This window comes from Paenibacillus dauci (assembly GCF_000971985.1).
GTDB lineage: Bacteria > Bacillota > Bacilli > Paenibacillales > Paenibacillaceae > Saccharibacillus > Saccharibacillus dauci.
In genome coordinates this window covers 317,019-339,697 of the sequence record NZ_LAQQ01000001.1, presented here as the reverse complement: position 1 = coordinate 339,697, position 22,679 = coordinate 317,019, and the positions used below count along the sequence as shown (strand labels likewise).

21 protein-coding genes are annotated in these 22,679 nt (G+C 45.9%); 12 read left to right on the top strand and 9 right to left on the bottom strand.

The window, feature by feature from the left end; genetic code table 11:
* Positions 1–2: 2 nt before the first annotated feature.
* The 8 genes from WH46_RS08895 (at position 3) to WH46_RS08860 (ending at position 9,960) form a co-directional block, all read left to right on the top strand.
* The gene (locus tag WH46_RS08895) at positions 3–785 is read left to right on the top strand and encodes an isocitrate lyase/PEP mutase family protein (RefSeq protein WP_046226462.1); all 783 of its coding nucleotides are present in this window, start codon (positions 3–5) and stop codon (positions 783–785) included.
* Between the two features lie 126 nt (positions 786–911).
* Positions 912–1,418 carry a GNAT family N-acetyltransferase gene (locus WH46_RS08890; RefSeq protein ID WP_046227168.1) on the top strand — a complete coding sequence of 169 codons (507 nt, stop codon included), beginning with the start codon at positions 912–914 and terminating at the stop codon, positions 1,416–1,418.
* Positions 1,419–1,499: 81 nt separating this feature from the next.
* Complete coding sequence (locus WH46_RS08885) at positions 1,500–1,943, top strand: MaoC family dehydratase (RefSeq protein ID WP_046226461.1); 444 nt, start codon at positions 1,500–1,502, stop codon at positions 1,941–1,943.
* 190 nt (positions 1,944–2,133) lie between these two features.
* Positions 2,134–3,309, top strand: a complete 1,176-nt coding sequence (locus tag WH46_RS08880) for a sensor histidine kinase (protein ID WP_046226460.1) — start codon at positions 2,134–2,136, stop codon at positions 3,307–3,309.
* 9 nt (positions 3,310–3,318) lie between these two features.
* On the top strand, positions 3,319–4,011 hold the full coding sequence (locus WH46_RS08875; RefSeq protein ID WP_017812291.1) for a response regulator: 693 nt from the start codon (positions 3,319–3,321) through the stop codon (positions 4,009–4,011).
* 501 nt (positions 4,012–4,512) lie between these two features.
* Positions 4,513–6,036 carry an efflux RND transporter periplasmic adaptor subunit gene (locus tag WH46_RS08870; RefSeq protein ID WP_046226459.1) on the top strand — a complete coding sequence of 508 codons (1,524 nt, stop codon included), beginning with the start codon at positions 4,513–4,515 and terminating at the stop codon, positions 6,034–6,036.
* The gene (locus WH46_RS08865; RefSeq protein ID WP_046226458.1) at positions 6,029–9,160 is read left to right on the top strand and encodes an efflux RND transporter permease subunit; all 3,132 of its coding nucleotides are present in this window, start codon (positions 6,029–6,031) and stop codon (positions 9,158–9,160) included. Before WH46_RS08870 ends, WH46_RS08865 begins: the two co-directional genes overlap by 8 nt.
* A 170-nt stretch (positions 9,161–9,330) precedes the next feature.
* On the top strand, positions 9,331–9,960 hold the full coding sequence (locus WH46_RS08860; RefSeq protein WP_046226457.1) for a hypothetical protein: 630 nt from the start codon (positions 9,331–9,333) through the stop codon (positions 9,958–9,960).
* 178 nt (positions 9,961–10,138) lie between these two features.
* Here WH46_RS08860 and cyoE read toward each other — a convergent pair whose 3' ends face one another.
* Together cyoE and WH46_RS08850 are read right to left on the bottom strand one after the other, a co-directional pair.
* Positions 10,139–11,059 carry a heme o synthase gene (cyoE, locus tag WH46_RS08855; RefSeq protein WP_081604070.1) on the bottom strand — a complete coding sequence of 307 codons (921 nt, stop codon included), beginning with the start codon at positions 11,057–11,059 and terminating at the stop codon, positions 10,139–10,141.
* Positions 11,060–11,528: 469 nt separating this feature from the next.
* Positions 11,529–12,782 carry an MDR family MFS transporter gene (locus tag WH46_RS08850; protein WP_082208351.1) on the bottom strand — a complete coding sequence of 418 codons (1,254 nt, stop codon included), beginning with the start codon at positions 12,780–12,782 and terminating at the stop codon, positions 11,529–11,531.
* Between the two features lie 140 nt (positions 12,783–12,922).
* On the opposite strand from WH46_RS08850, the gene WH46_RS08845 reads away from it, so the two are divergent.
* From WH46_RS08845 to WH46_RS08835, 3 genes are all read left to right on the top strand, one after another.
* Positions 12,923–14,683, top strand: a complete 1,761-nt coding sequence (locus WH46_RS08845) for an ABC transporter substrate-binding protein (RefSeq protein WP_046226456.1) — start codon at positions 12,923–12,925, stop codon at positions 14,681–14,683.
* Between the two features lie 16 nt (positions 14,684–14,699).
* Positions 14,700–15,329 (top strand): NUDIX hydrolase, encoded by a 630-nt coding sequence (locus WH46_RS08840; protein WP_046226455.1) that lies wholly within the window; start codon positions 14,700–14,702, stop codon positions 15,327–15,329.
* 214 nt (positions 15,330–15,543) lie between these two features.
* Entirely contained in the window at positions 15,544–16,059 is a 516-nt protein-coding gene (locus tag WH46_RS08835; protein ID WP_017812283.1) for a hypothetical protein, read from the top strand.
* Between the two features lie 143 nt (positions 16,060–16,202).
* On the opposite strand, the gene WH46_RS08830 is transcribed toward WH46_RS08835, so the two are convergent.
* The 6 genes from WH46_RS08830 to psiE form a co-directional block, all read right to left on the bottom strand.
* Positions 16,203–16,721 carry a GNAT family N-acetyltransferase gene (locus tag WH46_RS08830; RefSeq protein WP_046226454.1) on the bottom strand — a complete coding sequence of 173 codons (519 nt, stop codon included), beginning with the start codon at positions 16,719–16,721 and terminating at the stop codon, positions 16,203–16,205.
* Positions 16,722–16,789: 68 nt separating this feature from the next.
* Complete coding sequence (locus tag WH46_RS08825) at positions 16,790–17,281, bottom strand: DedA family protein (protein ID WP_046226453.1); 492 nt, start codon at positions 17,279–17,281, stop codon at positions 16,790–16,792.
* A gap of 4 nt (positions 17,282–17,285) precedes the next feature.
* A complete protein-coding gene (pssA, locus tag WH46_RS08820) occupies positions 17,286–17,810 on the bottom strand; it encodes a CDP-diacylglycerol--serine O-phosphatidyltransferase (protein ID WP_046226452.1) in 525 nt (174 codons plus the stop codon).
* Positions 17,811–17,867: 57 nt separating this feature from the next.
* A complete protein-coding gene (locus tag WH46_RS08815; protein ID WP_046226451.1) occupies positions 17,868–18,548 on the bottom strand; it encodes a response regulator transcription factor in 681 nt (226 codons plus the stop codon).
* Positions 18,549–18,580: 32 nt separating this feature from the next.
* Positions 18,581–20,323 carry a sensor histidine kinase gene (locus WH46_RS08810; RefSeq protein ID WP_046226450.1) on the bottom strand — a complete coding sequence of 581 codons (1,743 nt, stop codon included), beginning with the start codon at positions 20,321–20,323 and terminating at the stop codon, positions 18,581–18,583.
* A gap of 72 nt (positions 20,324–20,395) precedes the next feature.
* Entirely contained in the window at positions 20,396–20,812 is a 417-nt protein-coding gene (gene psiE, locus WH46_RS08805; protein ID WP_046227166.1) for a phosphate-starvation-inducible protein PsiE, read from the bottom strand.
* Positions 20,813–21,126: 314 nt separating this feature from the next.
* Here psiE and WH46_RS08800 point away from each other — a divergent pair, with 314 nt between their 5' ends.
* Positions 21,127–21,732: a pentapeptide repeat-containing protein gene (locus WH46_RS08800; RefSeq protein WP_046226449.1), complete on the top strand. Its 606-nt coding sequence runs from the start codon at positions 21,127–21,129 to the stop codon at positions 21,730–21,732.
* Positions 21,733–22,026: 294 nt separating this feature from the next.
* On the opposite strand, the gene WH46_RS08795 is transcribed toward WH46_RS08800, so the two are convergent.
* A complete protein-coding gene (locus tag WH46_RS08795; protein ID WP_046226448.1) occupies positions 22,027–22,431 on the bottom strand; it encodes a cupin domain-containing protein in 405 nt (134 codons plus the stop codon).
* Between the last annotated feature and the right edge of the window lie 248 nt (positions 22,432–22,679).

Sequence of the window (22,679 nt, the reverse complement as noted above, 5' to 3'; positions counted from 1 at the left end):
TCATGACTACCTTACAGGAACAGGCTGCACATTTTCATGCTCTGCATATCAAAGGTGATCCACTAGTGCTGGTCAATGTATGGGATGTAGGCAGCACAGCTGCTGTGCAGGCTGCAGGTGCAAGGGCAATTGCTACCGGCAGTTGGTCTGTTGCAGCTGCTCATGGTATGCAGGACAGCGAGGCAATGCCACTGGATGATGTTGTTGCCAATATTGAACGAATACGGCGGCAGACCGATCTTCCTTTATCTGTTGATATTGAAGGAGGCTACGGTATTCATCCCGAAGAAGTTGGTCATACTGTTCGTAGAATACTCGGCGCAGGCGCGATCGGAATCAATATCGAAGATCAGATCATGGGCAGGAACCAGCTGTATCCGATCGAGGAACAGTGTCTCCGCATCGCTGCCGCTCGTGAAGCTGCCGACCGATACGGTATGCCACTTTTTATTAATGCCCGTACGGATATTTTTCTGCAAATGAATGAAGAGATATCCGGAGCTGCTCTGAATCAAGCAGTAACAGCGGTATTAACCAGAGCAGATGCTTATGCCCAAGCTGGAGCAAGCGGTCTGTTCGTTCCAGGACTAACCGATGCGGGTGCTATTTCGGCGCTGTGTCATCAATCGGAACTGCCCGTCAATATTATGCTAAGCCGTCCGGTGTCTTCTGTTCGGGAATGGGCAGATCTGGGAGTGTCACGTATCAGCTATGGTCCTTTGCCTTATCAGGAAGTGATGTCTCATTTACAGAGATTAGCAAGAAATCTTCTGGGCAGTGTATGATATTTGATCCCGGCTGTACGATGCCTTATTATAGAAAAAATAATATACAGACAGCAGAACAGTCTGGATCGACTTCCTATAATGAATCGCATGAGTGACATAATGATAGGAGAGGGGCAAGTGTTCATGGATAACAAAGTAATCATTAGGTTCTATCAGGATACATACCGTGAGCAGATTGCTGAGTTGATCGTCAATATTCAGCGCAACGAGTACCAGATTCCGATTAGTCAGGAGGATCAGCCGGATCTGGCGAATATCCGTGAATTTTACCAACAGGGAAACGGAAACTTCTGGGTAGCATTACACGGAGACAAGGTTGTCGGTACGATTGCACTGCTGGATATTGGCAATAAACAGACAGCCTTGCGAAAAATGTTTGTGGCGTCGGATTATCGCGGCAAGACCTATCGGACAGCCCAACTGCTGCTTCAGGAGGCACTTCAATGGGCAGAAGAACATCAGATCCGGCAGATTTATCTGGGGACAACCGAGCAGTTCAAAGCTGCACATCGTTTCTATGAGAAAAATGAGTTTGTACCGATTACGATGGACCAGCTGCCTGAAAAGTTTCCGGTGATGCAAGTGGATACCCGATTCTACTGCCGTAATCACCAAGCTGTGATGACATAACAAAATAATACATGGTATATATTAAAGTGGATTTATGGAGATCCCATTGGTTTTATTATTATGTGAATTATGAGGTGTAACATGCAATATCAGGAATTTCATATTGGACAGATCTTTCGAACCAAGTCACTCCAGGTGACTTCCGAGAATATCAAGGAATTTGCTTCAGAGTTTGATCCACAGTATATGCATCTGGACGAAGAGAAAGCCGGAAAGGGTAGATTTGGAGGAATTATTGCTTCTGGTATTCAGACGCTGGCAATTTCATTCAAACTCTGGGTAGAGACCGGCAGCTATGGTGAGGATGTTATTGCTGGCACAGCTATGAACAATATCCGATTTCTCAAGCCTGTTTATCCGGGTGACGAATTGTATACTATAGTAGAAGTGATCGATCTGCAGGAGAAGCGTAACCAGACAGGGATTGTGACGGTTACACTGTCTACCTACAATGACAAGGACGAAAAGGTATTTGTAGGCGATCTGTCTGTATTGGTTAAGAATGAAAACAGGATACAAGAATAAAGAGTGTGGAATTGCACATTCATCATTTGAAATACGATATACACAAGAGCCGACTTCATGTCGGTTTTTTGTGTATCCCGAAACAGCAGGTTTTGCAAAATAGTAGCGATAGAAAAGGGCATGCCCAAAAGTACAATATCTTCCCACAAATTCTTGATATAATGAAATAGGAATTTGAAAGGGTGAAATTATGCAAAATAGCCACCACCTTTCCGGCATTGCCCAGCATGCCAGAAAACTGATGATATTGTGGATCATTATTGTTACTAGTGCAATGAGTATTATCCAGACCTTATCGAAAATCAATGCAATTCATATTGCTTCGCTGAATTTGTTGCTGTTTACTTTTATGATATTAACCTGGTTTTTTGTTCCTATGACCCGTAGACATGCCTGGGTATATTTTACGATTCAGCTGGCGATTTTATGCGCTGCTTCCTATATGGCTATGTATATGTATGGTCTTATTATGGTGGGATTATTCCCTTTGCTGGTAGGGCAGTTTGCCTATATCTATTACAAAAAGCTTCACATTATTCTTTTTATGATTGTTCTTTACACGATTATGACGCTGTTTGCCTTCTATATAGATGCAGTGCCTGGATTGATTCCACCGCTGGTTATGCTTACGCTGATGTGCATGATCGTAATTGGACTCGTTAATCTGATGCTGGAGCAGTATTATGCACGTATGCGTACCCAGAATTTTCTGGAGGATCTGGAAATCGCGCACCGCCAGGTTGAAGAACTGACGGTTGCCAATGAACGCCAGCGGATGGCGCGTGATCTGCATGATACGCTGGCTCAAGGACTGGTAGGTATTATTATGCAGCTGGAAGCGATAAATGTACATCTATCCAATCAGAACCATGCACGTGCTCAGCAGATTGTACTGTCTTCGATGGAAAATGCACGAAGTACCCTCGCAGAAGCGAGAGAAGCGATTGACAATCTTCGCCTGCAATCAGTAGGTAGTCTCGGTTTTACTGATTCTGTACGTGCAGAGCTTGAGCGATTCACACAAGCTACAGGTATTTCAGTCGCTGACAAAGTGGAAGAAGTTGGTGATCTGCCGCAATTGCTCACCGAACATAGCATACACATCATTCGGGAGTGCCTGACCAATATTACCCGCCATGCCCAAGCCAAGCATGTACAGCTCAACATATTGAATATTAACAACAAACTGCTGATTGAGATTACAGATGATGGCAAGGGCTTTGATCCCGAGCAGATTGGTCGGCAGTCAGGGCATTATGGATTGATCGGTATTCAGGAAAGGGTACGTATTATGTATGGCAAATTATCGATTACCAACTATTTACCGCATGGTACGCATATTAGAATAGAAGTTCCTCTCGACTAGGAGGTCAGGATGAAATACAACATACTTATAGCCGACGACCATTTTGTCGTTCGGGAAGGGCTTAAATTAATTTTGGAAACGAGTGAACAGTTTCATGTGATCGGCGAAGCCGAGAATGGCAAAGTGGCTGTAGAGCTGGCAATGGAACTGCAGCCGGATGTGATTTTGATGGATCTGAATATGCCGGTTATGAGTGGGCTGGAAGCTATTGAACAGCTTCATGCACGGGATTGCAGGATACCTGTCGTTATTTTGACAACGTATAATGAAGATGATCTGATGGTAAAAGGATTGGCGATGGGAGCCAAGGGTTACCTGCTTAAGGATTCCAAACGAGAGAATCTATTCCGTACCCTGGATTCGGCAATCCGGGGAGAGACGCTGCTGCAGCCGGAAATTATGGAAGCTGTATTTCAGGCCAGAGTGCGTTCCAATACCTCTGCAGCCCACAGGACAGCAGTTTATACATCTGCCTCTAATACTTCCAGTGCAGGTTATATTCCTGTTCTCTCCGAAAAGGAAAAAATTGTACTTCAGGCGATTGCCCACGGTCATCGCAGCAAGGATATTGCATTTGATATGGGTATCTCCGAGCGTACGGTCAAAGCGCATCTCACCAATATTTATAACAAGCTGGGTGTGGATTCGCGTGCTCAGGCTGTCGCAATCGCAATCGAACGCGGACTGGTACATCTGGGATAACATGCACAGCAAGCAGATGAATATTCAGAGAGCTTCGTTCTGTATGCCGGTTAGGATACGACCTATATAATTTTCAAACCAATTAGTATCGCCAAAGCATCTTTCCGCAATGGAAAGGTGCTTTTTGTTATGCTCCGTCCAAAGGGCAGAGCTAAATTGCCCAAAAGGGCAAACGGGCAAATGTACCTACGGACGATTTCGAAAAATGTCGATTCTGCTATCCTGAGTACAGGAGCATAGAGAACTATATGTAAAGCGTTGTGATAGTGATTTTGTCGGCTTTATCGTGGAGAGAGATCCGTAAAGAACACTGTTCATCAGATATCGCTTGTTCACTGATTTATTGAAATCAGAAGAGTGATGCGATTATTTGAAAAATCAACGTCTTTGTATTCAACTTAAAAACCTCTATAGCTTGGTAGGTGTATTTCTCCGGATGATATATCTGAAGAATGAGCACCCTATATACAATAAACAGGTTTAGGGGAGGATATTGTAATTATGAGAAAACATTGGCCTATGACTTTTACAGCGCTTGTACTGGCTGTAAGTCTAACTGCCTGTTCTGCAGATCAACCTGCAGTAGAATCAGCAAGCAATTCAGTAGAGGTAACAGCAGCCAAGGAGCAGCCGCTGAATGCGTCCTATGATCTGTCCGGTACGCTGACAGCTTATGATGAGACGCCTGCAGCTTTCCAGACGGGTGGAACTGTAATAGCCGTTAATGGTGACATCGGTGATTCTGTAACCAAAGGCTCTGTACTGGCGAGACTGGATACCGCTGATCTGCAGCTGACGCTGGATACAGCCAACGAGGATGTAGCAGCCGCGCAGGCCGCTCTGGCCAGCTCACGAGCTTCACTCAGCGATGCAAGAGCCGGCCAGAAATCTGCTGCAGCCGGTGTGTCTTCTGCCCGCGCCAAAGTAGAAAGTGCCCGGATCAGTCAGCAGGATGTATTGGCAGGTGCCCGCTCCCAGGAGAAAGCACAGGCACAGAATGCAGTAACAACAGCACAAACCGCCTATAACCAGGCCAAAACCGAGGAAGCTCGTTCAAAAACACTGCTGGATAACGGACTGCTGACCCAGCAGGAATATGAGAAAACACAAACGGCACTGGCTGATGCGCAAACTGCACTTCAGGATGCCCAGTCCAAACTTTCCCTTCAACAGGAAGGAGCGACCGAATCCGAACGTGCCCAGGCAGCAGCTACAGTCAAGGAAGCACAGGTCGGTATCGAAAATGCTCAAGCCAGTGTTGCCAAAGCAAATGCTGCTGTAGAACAGGCCCAGGCCAGTGTGCAGCAATCCCAGGCCGGTTATGAGCAGAAGCTCGTTGCCAAAAAGACAGCACAGTTGAATCTGTCCCGCGCTAGCCTCAAAGCACCGGCATCCGGTGTGATTCTGACTAAAAGTATTACGGTTGGACAGACAGTAAGTGCCGGTGGAGGGACCTCTGCGCAGAGTGGCAGCAGCCCGCTGTTTACGATTGGAGAGATTGATCGCCTCAAAGTGCAGCTACCGATTGCCGACAGTGATATTGGTCAATGGAAAGTTGGACAGCAAGTCAGCATTAGTCTGTATGATCAATTACGTACCGGCAAGGTGACCAAGCTAAATCCGCAAACGAATGAAAGTACCGGTTCCATCAATGTAGAAGTTGTAATCAATAACCCCAAACGGGACTGGAAACCGGGTCAGGTTGTTAAAGCTTCCCGTCAGGTGTCTGCCGAGCAGGGAATTCTGCTGCCGACCGAGGCTGTTATCAGCTCCGGTAGTGAGCCGTATGTATTCAAGGCTGTAAATGGCAAAGCAGTCAAAACTCCTGTTGTGCTTGGTAAAATCTACAATAACAACTATCAGATTACAAGCGGAATCAAGGTAGGAGACAAAATCGTTACACGTGGAGCAGACCGTCTGTTCAATGGAGATGAGTTGACTGTCAGCCAGGCGGCCAATCCAAAGCCTGGCAGTAAGCCGGCTGATTCCTCCGCTGCCAACAGCGAGGCAAGTGCCAATGATTAAGTACTTCGTCAAAAAGCGCAAAATCACCCTATTGTTCTTCGTTATGCTCATTATTATGGGAGTTACCCAGCTGACCCAGCTTCCTCGTCAGCTGCAACCGGACGTTGTCGTCAAAACAGCCATGGTTACCACTACCTATGCAGGAGCTACTCCCGAGCTAATGGAGCAGACCGTCACAGAAGTTCTGGAGCAGAAAATCAAGGAAGTCTCCAATCTCAAGAAAATCACGTCCACTTCCAGTAATGGTGTCTCTACTATTACGGTACAGGCCAACGAAGACGCCGACACGACAGATACCTGGAATGAACTGCGCCGCAAAGTGGAAGACGCTCAATCCCAGTTGCCAAAGGATGCAGATACACCTGTGGTCAATGACAATCTGACCCAATCCTTTATCAAATCTTACATTATCTATGGCAAAACCAAGCAGGATATTTACGGGCTAAGTGAATTAATGAATACCTGGCAGGATCAGCTGCGCTCTGTACCGGGAATTACCGAGGTCAATATCAAAGGGATTCCGGATCAGGAAGTTCGCATCAATATTGATCCAGCCAAACTGCAGCAGTACAAAATCTCATGGGAGACGGTACAGCAGGCGATCCAATCGGCGAACAACCGTGTACCTACAGGTAATCTGACTCACGATGATCGAATCTATCAGCTTACGGTAGACAAGTCTGTGGATTATACAACGCTGAATGATATTGTCGTCCAGCAGACCGAAGCAGGTATTCCGGTCTATCTCAAAGACGTTGCCAAAGTAGAGCTAACCCAGGCCAAAGAATCCCAGCTCAGCTATTATAACGGTACACCGGCTATCTCACTGGATATCAGCAGTCAGACCGGTTCAGATGTACCGAATATGGATGCAGGATTAAGCACCAAGATCAATTCTTTGGAAAAAACACTGCCTGCCAACGTTAAATTGGCACCATTGTTCGCCCAGAATGATCAGGTAACCAAAAATTTTAACTCCTTAATCAAGGAAATGATTATAGCGATTATCGCTGTTATTATTATTTGTACACTGGGCATGAATCTGCTGACAGCCGGGTTTGTAGCGCTGGCGATACCGATCTCGATAGCACTTGGTCTGATTTTCCTGCCGGGTCTGGGGATTACACTCAATCAGATTACAATTGTTGGTCTGATTATCGTACTCGGTATACTCGTAGATGACGCGGTTGTCGTCAATGATAATATTGAACGCCGGCTGTCTCATATGGGTGAGAGTCCGACAGATGCCTCGATCAAAGGAACCAAGGAAGTCGCCGTTTCCATCATTACAGCGACACTTGCGACCATTTCGGCATTTCTGCCGCTGATGTTCCTGCCAGGCGATATGGGAGCATTTATCCTGCCGATTCCGGCTGTCATTTCTCTGTGTATGTTAGCATCCATGATTATGTCCTTGACCATTATTCCTATTTTCCGTCAATGGTATGAAGAACGTCAGATGGAAAGAGGCAAGCGGCGTGTGAACCGTCCTGCAGGCCTGTTGGGCAAGCAGATTCAGGCGGTAACCGACAGTTATGCACATCGCCTGATGCCAAGAGTACTGCAGAAGCCTCTGCTGGTAGCCTTGGTAGGTCTGATTATCAGTACAGCTGTGTATGGACTGGCCGCACTGACGCCTGTTGAACTATTCCCGACTTCGGAAGAAAAACAGGTGACCGTTAATATAAGTATGTCTTCCGGTACAGCATTGGAAGAAACAGATCGCGTTGTACAGAGCATTGCTGGCTGGGTGAAAAAACAGCCAAATGTAGAAAATATTGCTTATGCTGCAGGCGGCGGAGCACCTTTGCTATTTAGCAATCTGGGTGGAAGCGGAGGTGGTGGAAGCAGCAATGGACAAATTCTTGTTGTTGGTGATGAGAATATGGATATTGAGGCCGTAACCAGCCAGTGGTCCGCTACTTTGAAAAAAGACTATCCCGGTATAGAGACCTCAGTCGAAGGGAGTGCTGTGGGTATCCCGGTAGGCAAGCCGGTATCAATACGTATTACCGGCGATAATCTGGATGAGATTCGTCAGCTGACCAATCAGATCAAGCAGGTTATTGGAGATACGCCAGGCACTTATGGCATTACCGATACGATGGGCAATGACAACTATGGACTGAATTTCTCCGTGAATAAGCAAGCTATGGATCGTTATGGAGTCACCTATGGCACATTGACTCAGACGCTACTCATGATGGGCAGCGGTATAAGCCTGGGGGACTTTGATAATGGAGAGAATCTGATTGATATGAAACTGTATCTGGATGGTTCCGATAAAGAAAGTCCGGAATCCCTGATCCAGAAAACGAATATCACCAATTCGTCCAAGGAACAAATTCCCTTATCACAGATTGTCAGTATGAAGCCTTCCTTCTCGATTCAACAGATTGATCGTTATGATCTGCAGCGAGTAAACACAGTTGAAGCCGAAGTGAATGGTCGTACAGCGACCGAAGTAATGGCAGAGATCCAGCCTAAACTGGATCAGGTCAAAATTCCGGAAGGATATACGCTCGAAGTTGGCGGCGAGACGTCAGATCAGGCAGATACGTTTGGAGATATGGGACAATTGTTTGTCGTCGCCATCTTTATTATCTTTGTTCTGATTGTTATTCAGTTCTACTCGTTGTCGATTCCATTAATCATTATGACTACCGTATACCTGGCAGCTGCCGGAGCGGTACTTGGATTGTTTATTACCCGTACTCCGATTGGTTTTATGGCGATCATGGGTATCATTGCGCTTGCCGGTATTGTCGTTCGAAACGGTATTGTGTTTATCGAATTTATCGAGGATGCCCGGCATGAAGGTATGGAACTGAAAGAAGCCGTCATTCAGGCAGCATCTGCACGTTTCCGTCCTATTATTCTGACTTCATTGACGGCAATCGTAGGTATGATTCCGATCGCTACAATCGGTGAACTGCTGTTCCGTCCACTGGGCGTAGTTATTATTTTCGGTCTTATTTTCTCTACTATTCTGACACTGTTCGTTGTACCGTCACTCTATATGGTTATTGCACGTGCCAAAGACAAACGGCAGGCGCGTAAAGCGGAACGCAAACAGCAAAGAATGGATAAGCATAACTCTGCACCATCCGATTCCACATTGTAAGCGAAATGATAATAATCAAGATGCAAGAGATGCTTATGAATAGTAAATATGTCAATTGAATAGAAGCGCTTCTCCGCTGACTGAACAGACACATGGAGTGGTGCTAAAGCAGAAACAGACATCCCCCCGTCTGTTTCTGTCTATATCCTGTATTGGAGAGGAGATTCCCTATGGATAGCAAACAAAGTGTGATGGATACAGCAGATCAGCTGTTTACAGGTCGGAGCGGCAGCGCAGATATTCAGCAAGGCATATTTCGTATGTATAGTGACCATAGACTGGATGCCAAACGCAAGCTGGCCTGGTACATTGAGATGTATATGAGTACCATGTCCCAGCAGGAATTGAGTCATACGACAGATCGAAGCCTGCGACAGCAGCAGAGTGGAGCAGTAGAGAATAGACCAACTTTGCAGGAAACAGAATATCAGCTCAGTATATTGTTGATTGAGATGATGAATATCGTTATTTATGAAATGAAAGATGAGCATGGTGATCCACTCTGGAATTGGGACCAGCTCAAGCGGAAAATCCGGGTCTCCAATAACAAAGTACTGCTCGAGGCTATCCAGGCTCAGGAGAATCTGTATCGTTCCAAGCTGCTGCTGCATCAGATGAAGGTATCTGACGAGTTTCGCAGGGAGTGCTGGTATTCCTTTCAGCAGATGGAAAGAGAGGTACTGGGAGAGCAGCATCGATTATATCTGGTGAAGGCCTGGCTTGATTTTATCGAACAGCAGCCGGAATTGGTTGAAGAATGCATGCAGCTGTCCGATCGTACCCACCTATTGCTGCAATAGGTGATGCTTCTTCCGACGACTCGTATCTAGCGTTCAATCTGTAGTCAACACAAAAAAGGAAGTACCGATTATAATATCGGTACTTCCTTTTTACTTATCTATTCGGCAGATAGCAATCATTGATTACTTCATACTATACAAAGTAGATGATCAGCATTCCTGAAAAGTGCATTCGCTATTACTTGAGCAGCTGTGCGATCAGAGAGTAAGCGATAATGATCAGGAATAGCAGTGTGATGTGGTTGAGGGAGAAGATGAACATTTTCTTGGCCCAGTCCTTGATATCATCCTTGCGATAGCTGCGTACGCTGAATACCAGCCAGAACAGGCTCAGCAGGAAAGCAACACCTGCAATATAAGGGCTCAGCGGCCAGAACATTACGCTGGATACGATCAGCAGTACCAGGTAGAAGTTCGACTGCACATACGTACGTTTGATACCTTTGACAACCGGCAGCATTGGTACTTCGGCAGCTTTGTATTCGTCAAATCGACGAATCGCAATCGCATAGAAGTGAGGCATTTGCCAGATCAGCATCGTAGCTACGAGTGCCCAGATTTCGAAATGTCCCAGATCACTGGAAATAGCAGCCCAGCCGATCAGTGGAGGTACGGCGCCTGAGATACTGCCGACTTCGGTATTATAGATCGTTCTGCGCTTGGTCCACATCGTATAAGGAACCACGTACAGGAACAGTCCCAGGAATCCGAAGAAAGCGGCGAGCGGTGAACTCAGGTAGAGCAGAATCACGCCCGAGATACTCATTGTAATCCCGATCGTCAGACCAGTTCGGGTATCCATTTTGCCGGTTACGGTTGGCCGTGTCTTGGTCCGTTCCATAATGGCATCAATATCCCGGTCATACAGATTGTTAAAAGCCCCGGCAGAGCCGATGACGAGGGAAGATCCAACAAAGGCAAGAATGATCGCCCAGATATGATCTATAAAAGATACGTTAAAGATGTAGAGCGCCATACTTAACCCGGCGAACATCGCTATAAGATTGGACTTGATAATACCCGTCTTGATCGTAGCAAAAAAGATCGCGGGCATGGAATTCACTTGTGCACTTGCACTTTGGTTTGGTTGATTATTCATCTCTGTATTTGTCACCCGTTTCGATTGTTGTGACTTTATCATAACATTTTAATTTTGAAGAATGGAAATGAAATGACTTTTTTTAAAATTACGTCATTAAATTGTGAATAATTTATTAATTTTTGCCCGGATGGATAGGAATTTAAGCAAAAGTATGCTCAAACATTAGTCAGACATCAAGATAAATTTATTCCCATTTCCACCTGAAAATCCATACATATTCCAACTATTTCTAGTCAGTATCAGATAAAGCCGGATATACATCATATCACCGTAATCAGATATAAAGAAGCAGCTATGCAATAGGGAAAAATAATATACAAACCAAAAGCCCGACTCCACAAAAAGGGAAGGTCGGGCTAAAGCAGCAGACGGATCAAGCCATATTTACAATAAGTGAAGCAGTATTACGAATCAAGAAGCAGTATTACGGATTCAAGAAGTATTCAGGCTATATGTAATCAATATTTTACGAAGCGGAATCTGCTGAGGATCGGATAACAGGGGCTTCGTTCTGCTCTTTGATCGTCAGCCGCTTATGTGCTGCCAGCAGAAACGGAATACCTACCGCCGTGAGCAGCGCAAGCGGAGCAAAAACGGCAATACCGCTCTGTAAGGCAAAACGATCAATCAGCAATCCACCGACTACCGGTGCGACCACGTTACCGATATTGTTGAATCCGATGGTACCAAAGTAAGTGCCTTTCCATTCGGGATGGGCAATCCGGTCGATCAGAATATCCATCATTGTAAATAGCAGCACTTCGCCTACAGTAAAAATAAATACACCGATCATAAAAGCAATCAGACTATGTGCCATACCGAAAATCAGCAGAGAGACGGATACGAGAATATTGCCAAGAATCAGTGGAACAACAGGATGGAAGCGGCTGACGGTGCGTACTATCGGATACTGGACGATTAGCACAACAGCAGCATTCATCGCCAGCATATAGGAGAAAATGCGACTGCCATTTTCCAAATCGGGAGTCAATGACAAGTACTGTGCGAGCGTTGAACTGAAGTGACCGTAACCAAGTACACAAAAGGTGGTTCCGATCAACACCGGCAGGAATACCCGGTCTCTGCTAGTGATTCGAAAAGCTTCGCGAATCTTAGGCGGTGCAGCAGTCGAGAGAGCAGGCAGCGCAGCGCGGTGGACAGCAAATTGCAGTACCAGCACCAGTCCATACAGAATATACACGAATCCTGCAATCACAAATGGAAAAGTAGACTTGGCTGAGCCCAGCTGCAGACCAAGAATAGGTCCGAATACGACACCGATATTAATAGCGGCATAGCGCAGATTAAAGACCAGCAGCTTGTGATCTGGCGGCGTAGTATCCGATAGCAGCGCGCGGGAAGCAGGTTCAAATACCGAGCGGCACAGACCATTTAGTACATTCATAACAAAAAACATCCAGATTGCATGCGCGCCGGCAAATCCGAAAAATACGGCAGCCCAGCAGAACACTGAGACGAGCATTACCTTTTTGCGTCCGATCCGGTCCGAAATATAACCGCCATAGAAGCTGATCGACACACCGGCTAGTGAGCTGGCAGCGACGATAATACCTGTCAGTGTAGCAGATACGCCTAGTGTGGAGGTGAGATAGATAGCGAGGAACGGAATGCTCATTGAAGTGACGAGTCGTCCAAACATCGTCCCGACAATAATTGTCCAGGCCAGAGGATGAATCATTTTGAGATTTTTTGCGATCATAAGCTACACTCCCATATTTTACAAAGCTTTTATTGAACTGTTATCATTGTAATAAGAAAAAAGGCGAAGAAAAAGAGTAAGCTTTTGCAGCTGCCTTTCACCTTTTATATCAAAAAATAGATAGAAAGGGGAAGAGAGGATTGGATAATGATGCTATTCAGTACTTGCAGCTATATGACAAATTGAATCCTAAACGACTGCATCATACACCGCTGTCTGTTACGGTAGCCATGCTGGCAGAAATGCTGTGCTGTACACCGCGTAATGTCAAATTCATTTTGCGGCGACTGGAGAGCAGAAACTGGATTATCTGGCAGCCAGGACGAGGCAGGGGCCATACTTCGCTGTTGCAGTTTCTGTATCCGGATACGGATATGATGGAAGTACGACTCCGGCAGCTGCTGGACAAAGATCGGGTCAAAGAAGCGCTGGAGCTGATCAGTACCCTGGAAGCAGACGAACATAGCCGGGAGAAGCTGTGGAATATACTGCATATATATCTCGGTATGCACAGCGAGCAGGAAGAGAGTAACATCCAGGATGTACTGCGGATGATTCGTTATCGTTCGCTGGAGAAGCTGGATACGGCAAATGTGTTTACAGCATTTGAAGTGTTTATACTACGGCAGATCACGGATACACTGCTGGCATATGATGCAGGTTCACGTCAATTCTTGCCGAGAGTGGCGCATCGCTGGGAACATAATGAAGACCACACGATCTGGACTTTTTATTTGCGTAAAGGAGTTCGCTTTCATAACGGAGCTCTGCTCACTGCCCGGGATGTGCAGTATACCTGGCAGAGACTGTATAAGCAGCAAAGCAGTGCATTGTGGCTGTACCGGGACATTCGTGAAGTGGAGCAAAAGGGAGATCATGTGGTGACTTTTCACCTGCATCGCAGCAATCTATTCTTTTTGCATCTGATCACGAATGTATATATGGCGATTCTGCCTGCACATATGGAGCAGGAGGAATGTCGCATCGGCAGTGGACCTTTTCGAATATCCGAGCTGACCGCGAACAAGCTGTCTTTGCTGGCATTTGACGATTATTATGGACTGCGCCCGGTGCTGGATCGGGTAGATGTCTGGTTTATGCCGGAGCAGGGTCATAATGGTCGCCTCTACCAGTTGAGTGAGCGGGATGATCAGATGGTGAGCCGCCAGATTAATCATCCGGTGCTGGGATGTCGTTATCTGCGTTTTGATTTTCGTAAGCCTGGAATTCAGCATCAACGTCATTTTCGCGAGTGCATCCGTCATCTGTATGATGGACAGAGAATGATGCGCGAGCTGGGTGGTGACCGGATTGCACCAGCCCACAGTCTGCTTCCCTGGAAAAGTGCGGATTATCATGCTGCACAGGAAGGCTCACTGGCTGTAGCTGAGCTACTGCTGCGACAGAGCGGATATGATGGCAGCGAACTCGGTATTTCTTTTCTGGATAAAAAAGAAGAACAGATCGAAGCACAATGGCTGCAGCAGCAGGCTGCCCAGATTGGTCTGCGTCTTCGGCTTCTGCCTTGTACACAAGCCTATGGTACGATGCTATACGGCAGGGATAGAGGAGAAATCATGCTCGGTATGGAAATACTGGAGGATGACTGGGAATGGGATATGATTAATTTTTTTGGCAATGAAGGCAATTACCTGTATCATGCTCTGGGCAATGAGCAGCAGCTTCAGCTGAAAAAGATGCTGGAAGGAATTATGCAGCTGGAGCAGGAGGAGCGTGAGGTTGTACTGGATCAGGTCGAGCGGCTGATGAGAGAAGAGAACTGGGTCATATACGGCAATCATCTGAATCAGCAGGCCTATTTCAATCGCAATCTGTATGGGCTGCATATCGAGTCGTTCGGATTTCCGAATCTGTCGGCGCTCTGGATCAGGAAGAAATAAGGAAGAGGTGTCAGCGATGACAGCTGTAGAGATATTGGATGTATTTAACGAACAGATGCAAAAGACAGGTACAGCTACACGAGAAGAAGTCCATGCTCAGGGATTGTGGCATCAGACATTTCACTGTTGGATCGTCTCCGGTTCGGCCGAAACAGGCTGGAAGCTGCTGTTTCAGCTGCGTCACCCGGACAAGGAGACTTTTCCCGATAAGTTGGATACATCCAGTGCCGGGCATTTGATGACAGGCGAGTCGCCGGAAGATGGGGTACGCGAACTGGAAGAGGAATTGGGTCTGGCCGTGACATTTTCAGAACTGACATACTGCGGTACACACAGGGACGAATATCGTATCTCTGATCACTATATGGATCGCGAATTTACGCATGTCTATCTATATGTATGTGACCATCCGCTGGAAGACTATCAGGTTCAGCATAGTGAAGTGACAGGATTATTCTGGATCGCAGCCGAGTCATTCCGAGACTTGATTCATGGTAAGTGTGAAGCGGTCACGGCAGAGGGAGTTATTTATCCAGGGGTTGAACAATCTCCGGTCAATCAGCAGCGTTCGGTTGGTCTGGACGACTTCACTGCCAATACAGAAGCTTATTATAATTTATTGTTTCATGCGCTGGGATATAAATAAGCGGAGATGATCTGTATGGTTTATGATAAAGAGGATAACGCTTCCTTTTTTGTGGAAACAAGCGCAATTTATGTAGAAATTCCTGCTTTTTTCTCTATTTATTGTCGATAAACAATATACAATAGAAAATATAGGGTAAATACATCAAAGACATGACTCTTTGTATAGTGAAGAGGCGGCAGAACTGATATCTCTTATGAAGTGGGGGTAAAACATGATTTATTTTATCAAAAAAAATAAAGTGGATCAGCTGCCTGAAGACAGCAGAGAGCTCGATAATCATCTTCAGCAGATGGTCCAGGATAATGAAGCGATTCTGATCGACAGAATACCAGCTGAGATGCAGATGCAGAGTATGGAGCTTCTGCTGGGTAATCCTGCATTCACATTAATTCATATTCAGGAATCCCATATTGATCGTTTTATCCGTTCACCTCTTCATGGTCATGCCAGTGAGGTATACCAGGAATCGCTGGATATCGTGACCAGTTATATACGGGATCTGCAATTCGAGATTGAAAAAGGGGCAGCAGCGCTGGCCAATTACCAGCAGGGCGAAAAAGCGGGCATGGTCAAAGACAGTCTGCGACGAGCACTCAGCAATCTTGGTGAGCGACGCGAGGTGACCAGCATGATTCTACAGGAACTGCATCACCGTCTGGGCAAACAGGCCGAGCGGGAGAACAGCAGACCGAGCGAGCGCTTTACCGATAATGAATGGAATACCTGATTCAGCAGTAGATGGCATTATAAAATAGACACCGTCCGATTAGTGGATGGTGTCTATTTTTGCCTTTTGAGAGGATATGCATACAGCTCTGCAGAGCAATTAAAGTATAAGTACTTGGCGTGTATAATAATGATCTATTGTATTTAGCGGCTGCGCAGTGATCCGAGCAGTAGACGCAGTGGCTGCCATGTATGGTGTTCTTTGTTATGTTTTACTTCGAGCTCCATGACTTGACCGGTGAATGTACCTACATCATCGGTTTCCCCTGTAGCCTTGAAGCCAAGCAGTTGGGCAAAACGCTGGCCATTTAGATCTTCCGGATGAATACTGATCATGACCTTTTCATAATGAAACCGCTGATGAAGATAATCGAGCAGTAGAGGGAAGAACTGACTACCATATCCTCTGCCCTGAAATTGGGCGTCGATCATAAAGCGTTCAATCCATAGACTGTCACTTTCTTCGCAATACCAGCCATACATCGCATAACCGACCAGCATCACGCCATCATACAGACACACAGAAGTCGCATTATATTCATATTTGGACTCGGCAAGCGAGAAGGCATTACTCTCCATATAGGGGCGCTGGGCTTCTGTAACCTGCAGCGCAGCCGCAGCACGCCAATTCATTTCTGTTACTTCCTTGATCATCAAACTCATGTTACCCAATCCTTCTTTCCATTCATTTTCCCCTTTTGAATGGGTTGGCGACTATAGTAGGGTGATAGTTAAGCCACTACCTTTAATCCCACAATGTATCCAATGGATACGAAAAGTACCGTCCATATTGCGGCACCAATCACACAAATTAACAAATACTTACGAAAAGGCATGGCACTGATCCCGGCGATATAGCCGGCTGCGTGACGAACGCCCGGAATAAAATAAGAGAAGAGCACAGTCCAGATCCCGTAGCGGGTAAACCATTTCTGTACCCGGTCAAATCGCTTGGGATTCAGCCCGACCCATTTGCCGTATTTATCCACAACTTTGAAGCCAAGCTTGTTGCCGATGGCATAACTAACCATCATCCCCGCAACAGAACCTATGAAGCTGAATAAGATAGACAGAAGATAACTCAGTACCCCTGTTGAAGACAGATAGCCGATGAACAGCATGAGCGTCTCATCGGGTATAGGCAGACCGATAATACCAAGCGCGAGCAGTACTGTAATAGCAATATAACCATATTGGGAGATATATTCTGCTGCAATTTCCATATGCTCACTTCCTCACCATTTTATTTTTGAAGGCGGGAAATGGGATGCGACTGATCATCAGCAGCGACATGACGGCCATCAATATAATTGTCCAATAACTGGGTAGATCGGGACCTGACAAGGAAGAGAGTGCAAGTAGCGTCCCGGCAGCTGTAATTGGCAGCCCGGTGAATCCGTTGATCGATCCAGAGATATTAAATCGAGCCAGGCGCAGTGCACCGCAGATCACGAACAGAATAACGGCTGCCGGACCGAGCCAGCGGTCATCGTTCAGCTGATACAGCAGAACGAGTATAGCCGGAGCAGCACCAAAGGAGATCAGGTCTGCCAGAGAATCCAGCTGTTTGCCAAATTCACTCGGGCAATGAAGCAGACGGGCGAGCAGTCCGTCGAGTACATCAAAGATAGCCGCCATGGCGATCCAGATCAGTGCAAGTCGGTAATGTCCATTAATAGTAAGTAGTATCGAAGCTGTACCTGCACCAAGATTCAGCACAGTACACAGCGTAGGTAACCATGTCGGGTTCATAGAAATTGTTGTCCTTTCTTCGTGCAAAATGGCAGCATCAGGTAGCGTTTAAACCGATTAAGAGGTTAGCTCGAACCGGTATCCCGTACCAATCACAGTACGAATATGACGCGATTCGTAACCGAGTTTGGCACGGAGCTTTTTAATATGAGAATCAACAACCCGGGTATCGCCTTCAAATTCAAGACCCCATACCCGGTTCAAAATGGAATCCCGGGAAATAACAATATTTTTGTTCTGAATAAGGAGGAGCAGTAAATCGTATTCCTTGGGTGTCAGCTCGATCTGGGAACCATCTACTTCCAATCGATGTGCCAGTGTATTAAGCACAGCCGATCCGAATGTAACCATATGTCCTTGTGGCTGATAGTTCTCGGTCACCCGTTTCATAAGCGAGTTGGCGCGGGCGATGAGTACTTTGGGACTGAAGGGCTTGGTAACATAGTCATCTGCACCCAGTTCGAATCCCAGCACCTTGTCCTGATCGGCAGATTTGGCAGTCAGCAGAATAATTGGTACCCCTGAACGGGTACGTACCTGACGACATACTTCGAATCCATCCATCCGGGGCATCATAATATCGAGAATAACCAGTTCAGGTTGCAGCGTATCCAACCACTCCAACGCATCCAGTCCATTATCTGCTTCATGAACTTCCCAGCCATCCTGTTCAAAATAATCTGCCACTACTTCGCGTATCCGCGCCTCATCTTCGATCAGAAGCACTTTTCTTGCCATTGTGCATCCCTCTTTCTATATCAAAATGAAACCTATCGTTCAAAAATAATGGAGAAGCAGACACCCTTTTCCCGGTTGTGTACTTCATAACGGAAACCATGCAGATCGAGAATCTGCCGTGAAATCGACAATCCGAGTCCGGTACCGCCAGTCTGACGATTACGTGAAGCTTCGCCGCGATAGAATCGCTCCCAGATCTGAGCTAATTGATCCTCTGGTATGGGCTCACCCTTGTTCTCTACAGAAAAACGAGTGGAGTGAGGCTCGCTGACCATCTCGATCACAATCGTACTGCCTTCATCCGCATGGCGTATTGCATTAACAATGAAATTGCGAATAACCTGTTCAATCCAGTCCGGATCTGCTAATACCGGCAGTTCATTAACCGGAATAATCATAATTTCCAGCTTACGGGCCTGCAGCAGATGAACGAGTCGATCTGCGACTTTCTCTGTCAGCTCGCTAAGCATAAAGGATGTCGTATGCAGCCGGATCGTTCCCGACTCCAGTCGTGCCAGATCCAGCATATCCTTGATCAGCATTTCCATTTTGTCTGCTTCTTCAATAATGACAGAGATATAATGATCCTGTTTATTGATATTAACCCCGTCCTGCAGTCCTTCCGCAAAACTTTTCACAATACTGAGCGGTGTTTTGAGTTCATGGGAAGCATTGGTGAAGAAGCTTTGCTGCATCATCTCGATTTTTTGCTTTTGTTCCATATCCTGCTGCAGCTGCTGGTTGGCTTCCTGAAGTTCACGCAGTGCCCGATCCAGGCTGATAGACATTGTATACATACTGCTGGCGAGACTGCCCAGTTCATCATTTTGCCGAACAGGAGGTGCATCTACGCTAAAGTCGAGTTTGACGATCCGTTTGGCCATCGCATTCAGTGCAATGAGCGGTCTTGTAATAATTTTGGAGAAAAATAAAGACAAAATCAGGATCAATATAAAGCCGCCAATGCCAAGATAGAGATAGAACCAGCGCAATGCTTCGGTGGTATCACTAATCTCCTGCAGAGACGTAAGAGCGAACAGTAGCTCCACTTCCTGGTTGGAACGTTTGACCGGCTGAATCATAATGACATTGTGTGTTCCACTCCAGGATTCGGTCCATTCATACTGCAGCGGCTTCATTGCCAGTAGCTGCTCCTGTTGACTATCCGATAATGGAAAGGCACGATACAATGCTTCCATGAGCAGTCCCTGTCGCTGGTTCCAGTTCTTGGGCGTAGGTAGCACCATCTCGGTAACCGTGCCGGAGATGTCCGGCATATATGATGCAGTCCGTGGTTGATGCTTTTCGATTTGCTCCGGTGTAAATACGATTTGGGACTGGCTCACCTTGGTATCTGCATTTCCCCACAGATCCAGTTTGTCACCAGTACGAATATTCAGCGCCCGATAGGAGTCTTCATTCAGATTCATATAGAGCGAGAGGGAGACGGATACCTTTTGTCCATTATCTTTGCGAAGAATCAGGTGAAATGGATCTTCCAGGACCATCTGCCCATCCATATTGACTATAGTCAGCTGGCTTTTATTACGGTTCATGAATTTAAGTACTTCATTGGACATCTGTCGGTAATTATCACCGGACTTTGTATAGACAGCAGCGAGTCTTTCCAGATCGTTTTCTGCTTTGTTGACTTTGTGCTCTTCGTAGAAGTTATTGAAAAACAATAATTGGCTTAGAATAACCATCCCGTAAAAGCATACAAAAAAGAGGACTGTCATTAGAAAAAGCTTGAACGTAATACTGCGATTTTTCATAGATTCTCCTTCATCCGATCCCTATTCCGGATACCGTTATCTATCCTTAAGAATATCACTGGATCAGCGGGATTAGTGATCTTTTCGCACCACCCGGGTATTGGCCAGGAATAATGAAGCAATCAATACAAGAATAGCCATCGACCACCAAAAAGTGCTGAGTGCCTCGTCATGATCCACAATAATCAGCCGTACAATCGCCGTAATCCCGATATAGATAAAATAGCGCAGCGGGAAATGAAAATTGGATTTGAAATATTTGACGATCAAAGCAATAAATTCAAAATATAAAAAGAACACAAGCAGCTCGTCGGTGAAAGCAAAATAACTGTCAATCTCTTCAGAAGATAATATAACCGATGAGAAGATACTCCATGTTTCTTTCATCAACAGTACACTTAGTACAATCGCCATCAAGAACAAGCTGATATTGAGTACGATCTGCAGCAGTTCCGGCAGTTTACGCGTTTGCATCATAATAAATTTCATTTTCATTGTTCATCTCTCCTGTGAGCTATTCGCTTAGCTCATTGATTAACTAACTTTATTGTAAAGGTACGGTTTGTCCTTCGTGTGTCCTATATAAAACCTCTTTTATAAAATTAATGAAGCAACAATACATCATTTCAAAGTATATACAGGCTGATTTGTAATTGACTTTGCTGATGGCTTATGCAGGGGCTTGACACCTATATGGTATTATAGAAACGCGAATGTACTGATTTTAGTATCCTGTTCATCAACGATGAAGCTGGAAATGATCAGACAGTATATATACCAGAACAGGGCACAGGAGGAACAATATGTACCAGTATAGTGACCAGAAATATGAATCGGTTCGTTTTGATGGACAGGATCTGAGATACGGAGAGATTGTACGCTGTACATTTCAGAATTGTACATTTATGAATACAGCCATGGACGAGATTGACACCAGTCACTGCCGGTTTATCGAATGTGATTTTCGCGGAGTGACGCTGAATGGATCGATTCATACGGAGTCTGCTTTTGAGAACTGCCGATTTGATGGAGCGAATCTGTTTGCTGCCAAATTCAGTATGTGCAAAATGACGGGTTCGGATTTTGCCGGAGCACAGATGGATGGTATTACACTGAATGGGGGAGACTGGGCATACACCAATCTGAGCCATATCAAGCTGGGGCGTCAGGATCTGCGAAGCATCCGGTTCTATGAAACCGACTTTTCCAATACCGATCTTGCCAAAGCAGATCTGCGCGATTGTGATATGACCGGAGCCAGTCTGGCCGGGACCAAGCTGCAGGGAGCCGATCTGCGTGGTGCAATATTGGAAGGGATTGATCTGAAGTCGATCAATGTGCAGGGTGCACGGATGGATCGGGAGCAAGCAGTGCTATTTATGCGGTCGTATGGTGCCAAGGTAGATTAGACGCCGGGTATATTCCTTTGACAGGGGTTGCCTTCCGGGGAAACTGCATTGTGATTCGTGGTTTATTGTAATATGGCTTGTTATGGATCACCTTATCCATGGTGACTTTTGCTTCATTTAAGATATAAAAGAATAAGAGTACGTCTTCCGGTTGAGTCTGGATATCCTCGAATAAAGTATTGGAGATGAGGATGTTCAGGCTTAACGTTCGTACGTACTCTTATTTATGTTCATTAAAAAGTGATTTACAGATAAGCATGGATATCTAACAGCGACCGCTGAATACTCTGCTGATTACATAGACAGTTGGTTGTACCATTCGTTATCAACGGGTTCGAGCCACTGGGTCTCGCCGGGAGTAATTGCCAGATGAACGAACCAGCTGTCATTGGTGGCGCCGTGCCAGTGTTTGACATTGGGTGGAATATTGATTACATCGCCGGTTGTGATTAAGCGGGCAGCTTTGCCTTCTTCCTGATACCAGCCTTCGCCACCGGTCACGAGCAGTACCTGGCCGACATTATGACTGTGCCAGTTATTACGTGCTCCCGGTGCAAAAGTCACATTACCAATAACAGCGTTCAGTGGAGCGGGATCGGTGGATACCATTTGCAGATAGGCATCTCCTACAAAATAGGCGGCATTTGCTTTTTGTCCGAGTGGAAAGATCGTGCTGTTGTTCAAGTGTTCGTTTTTCATAGGGTATCCCTGCTTTCTATTCGTTTGGATAGATTTCTTTTTACAAAGATCAGCTAAATGAACACAAGTATGAGTTCGTGCTGAATTCACCGAATAAAGATAACCAATGATTAATCAGAGAACTCACAGCTGAATAGCCAGCATCTAAAACGGACTGGGAAGGTAGAAGCAGTAGTATCTTACGATCCGTCAAAGATCTGTATAAAAGCACAATTACAACAAAGGAGCAGTCTATGAGGATTGCTCCT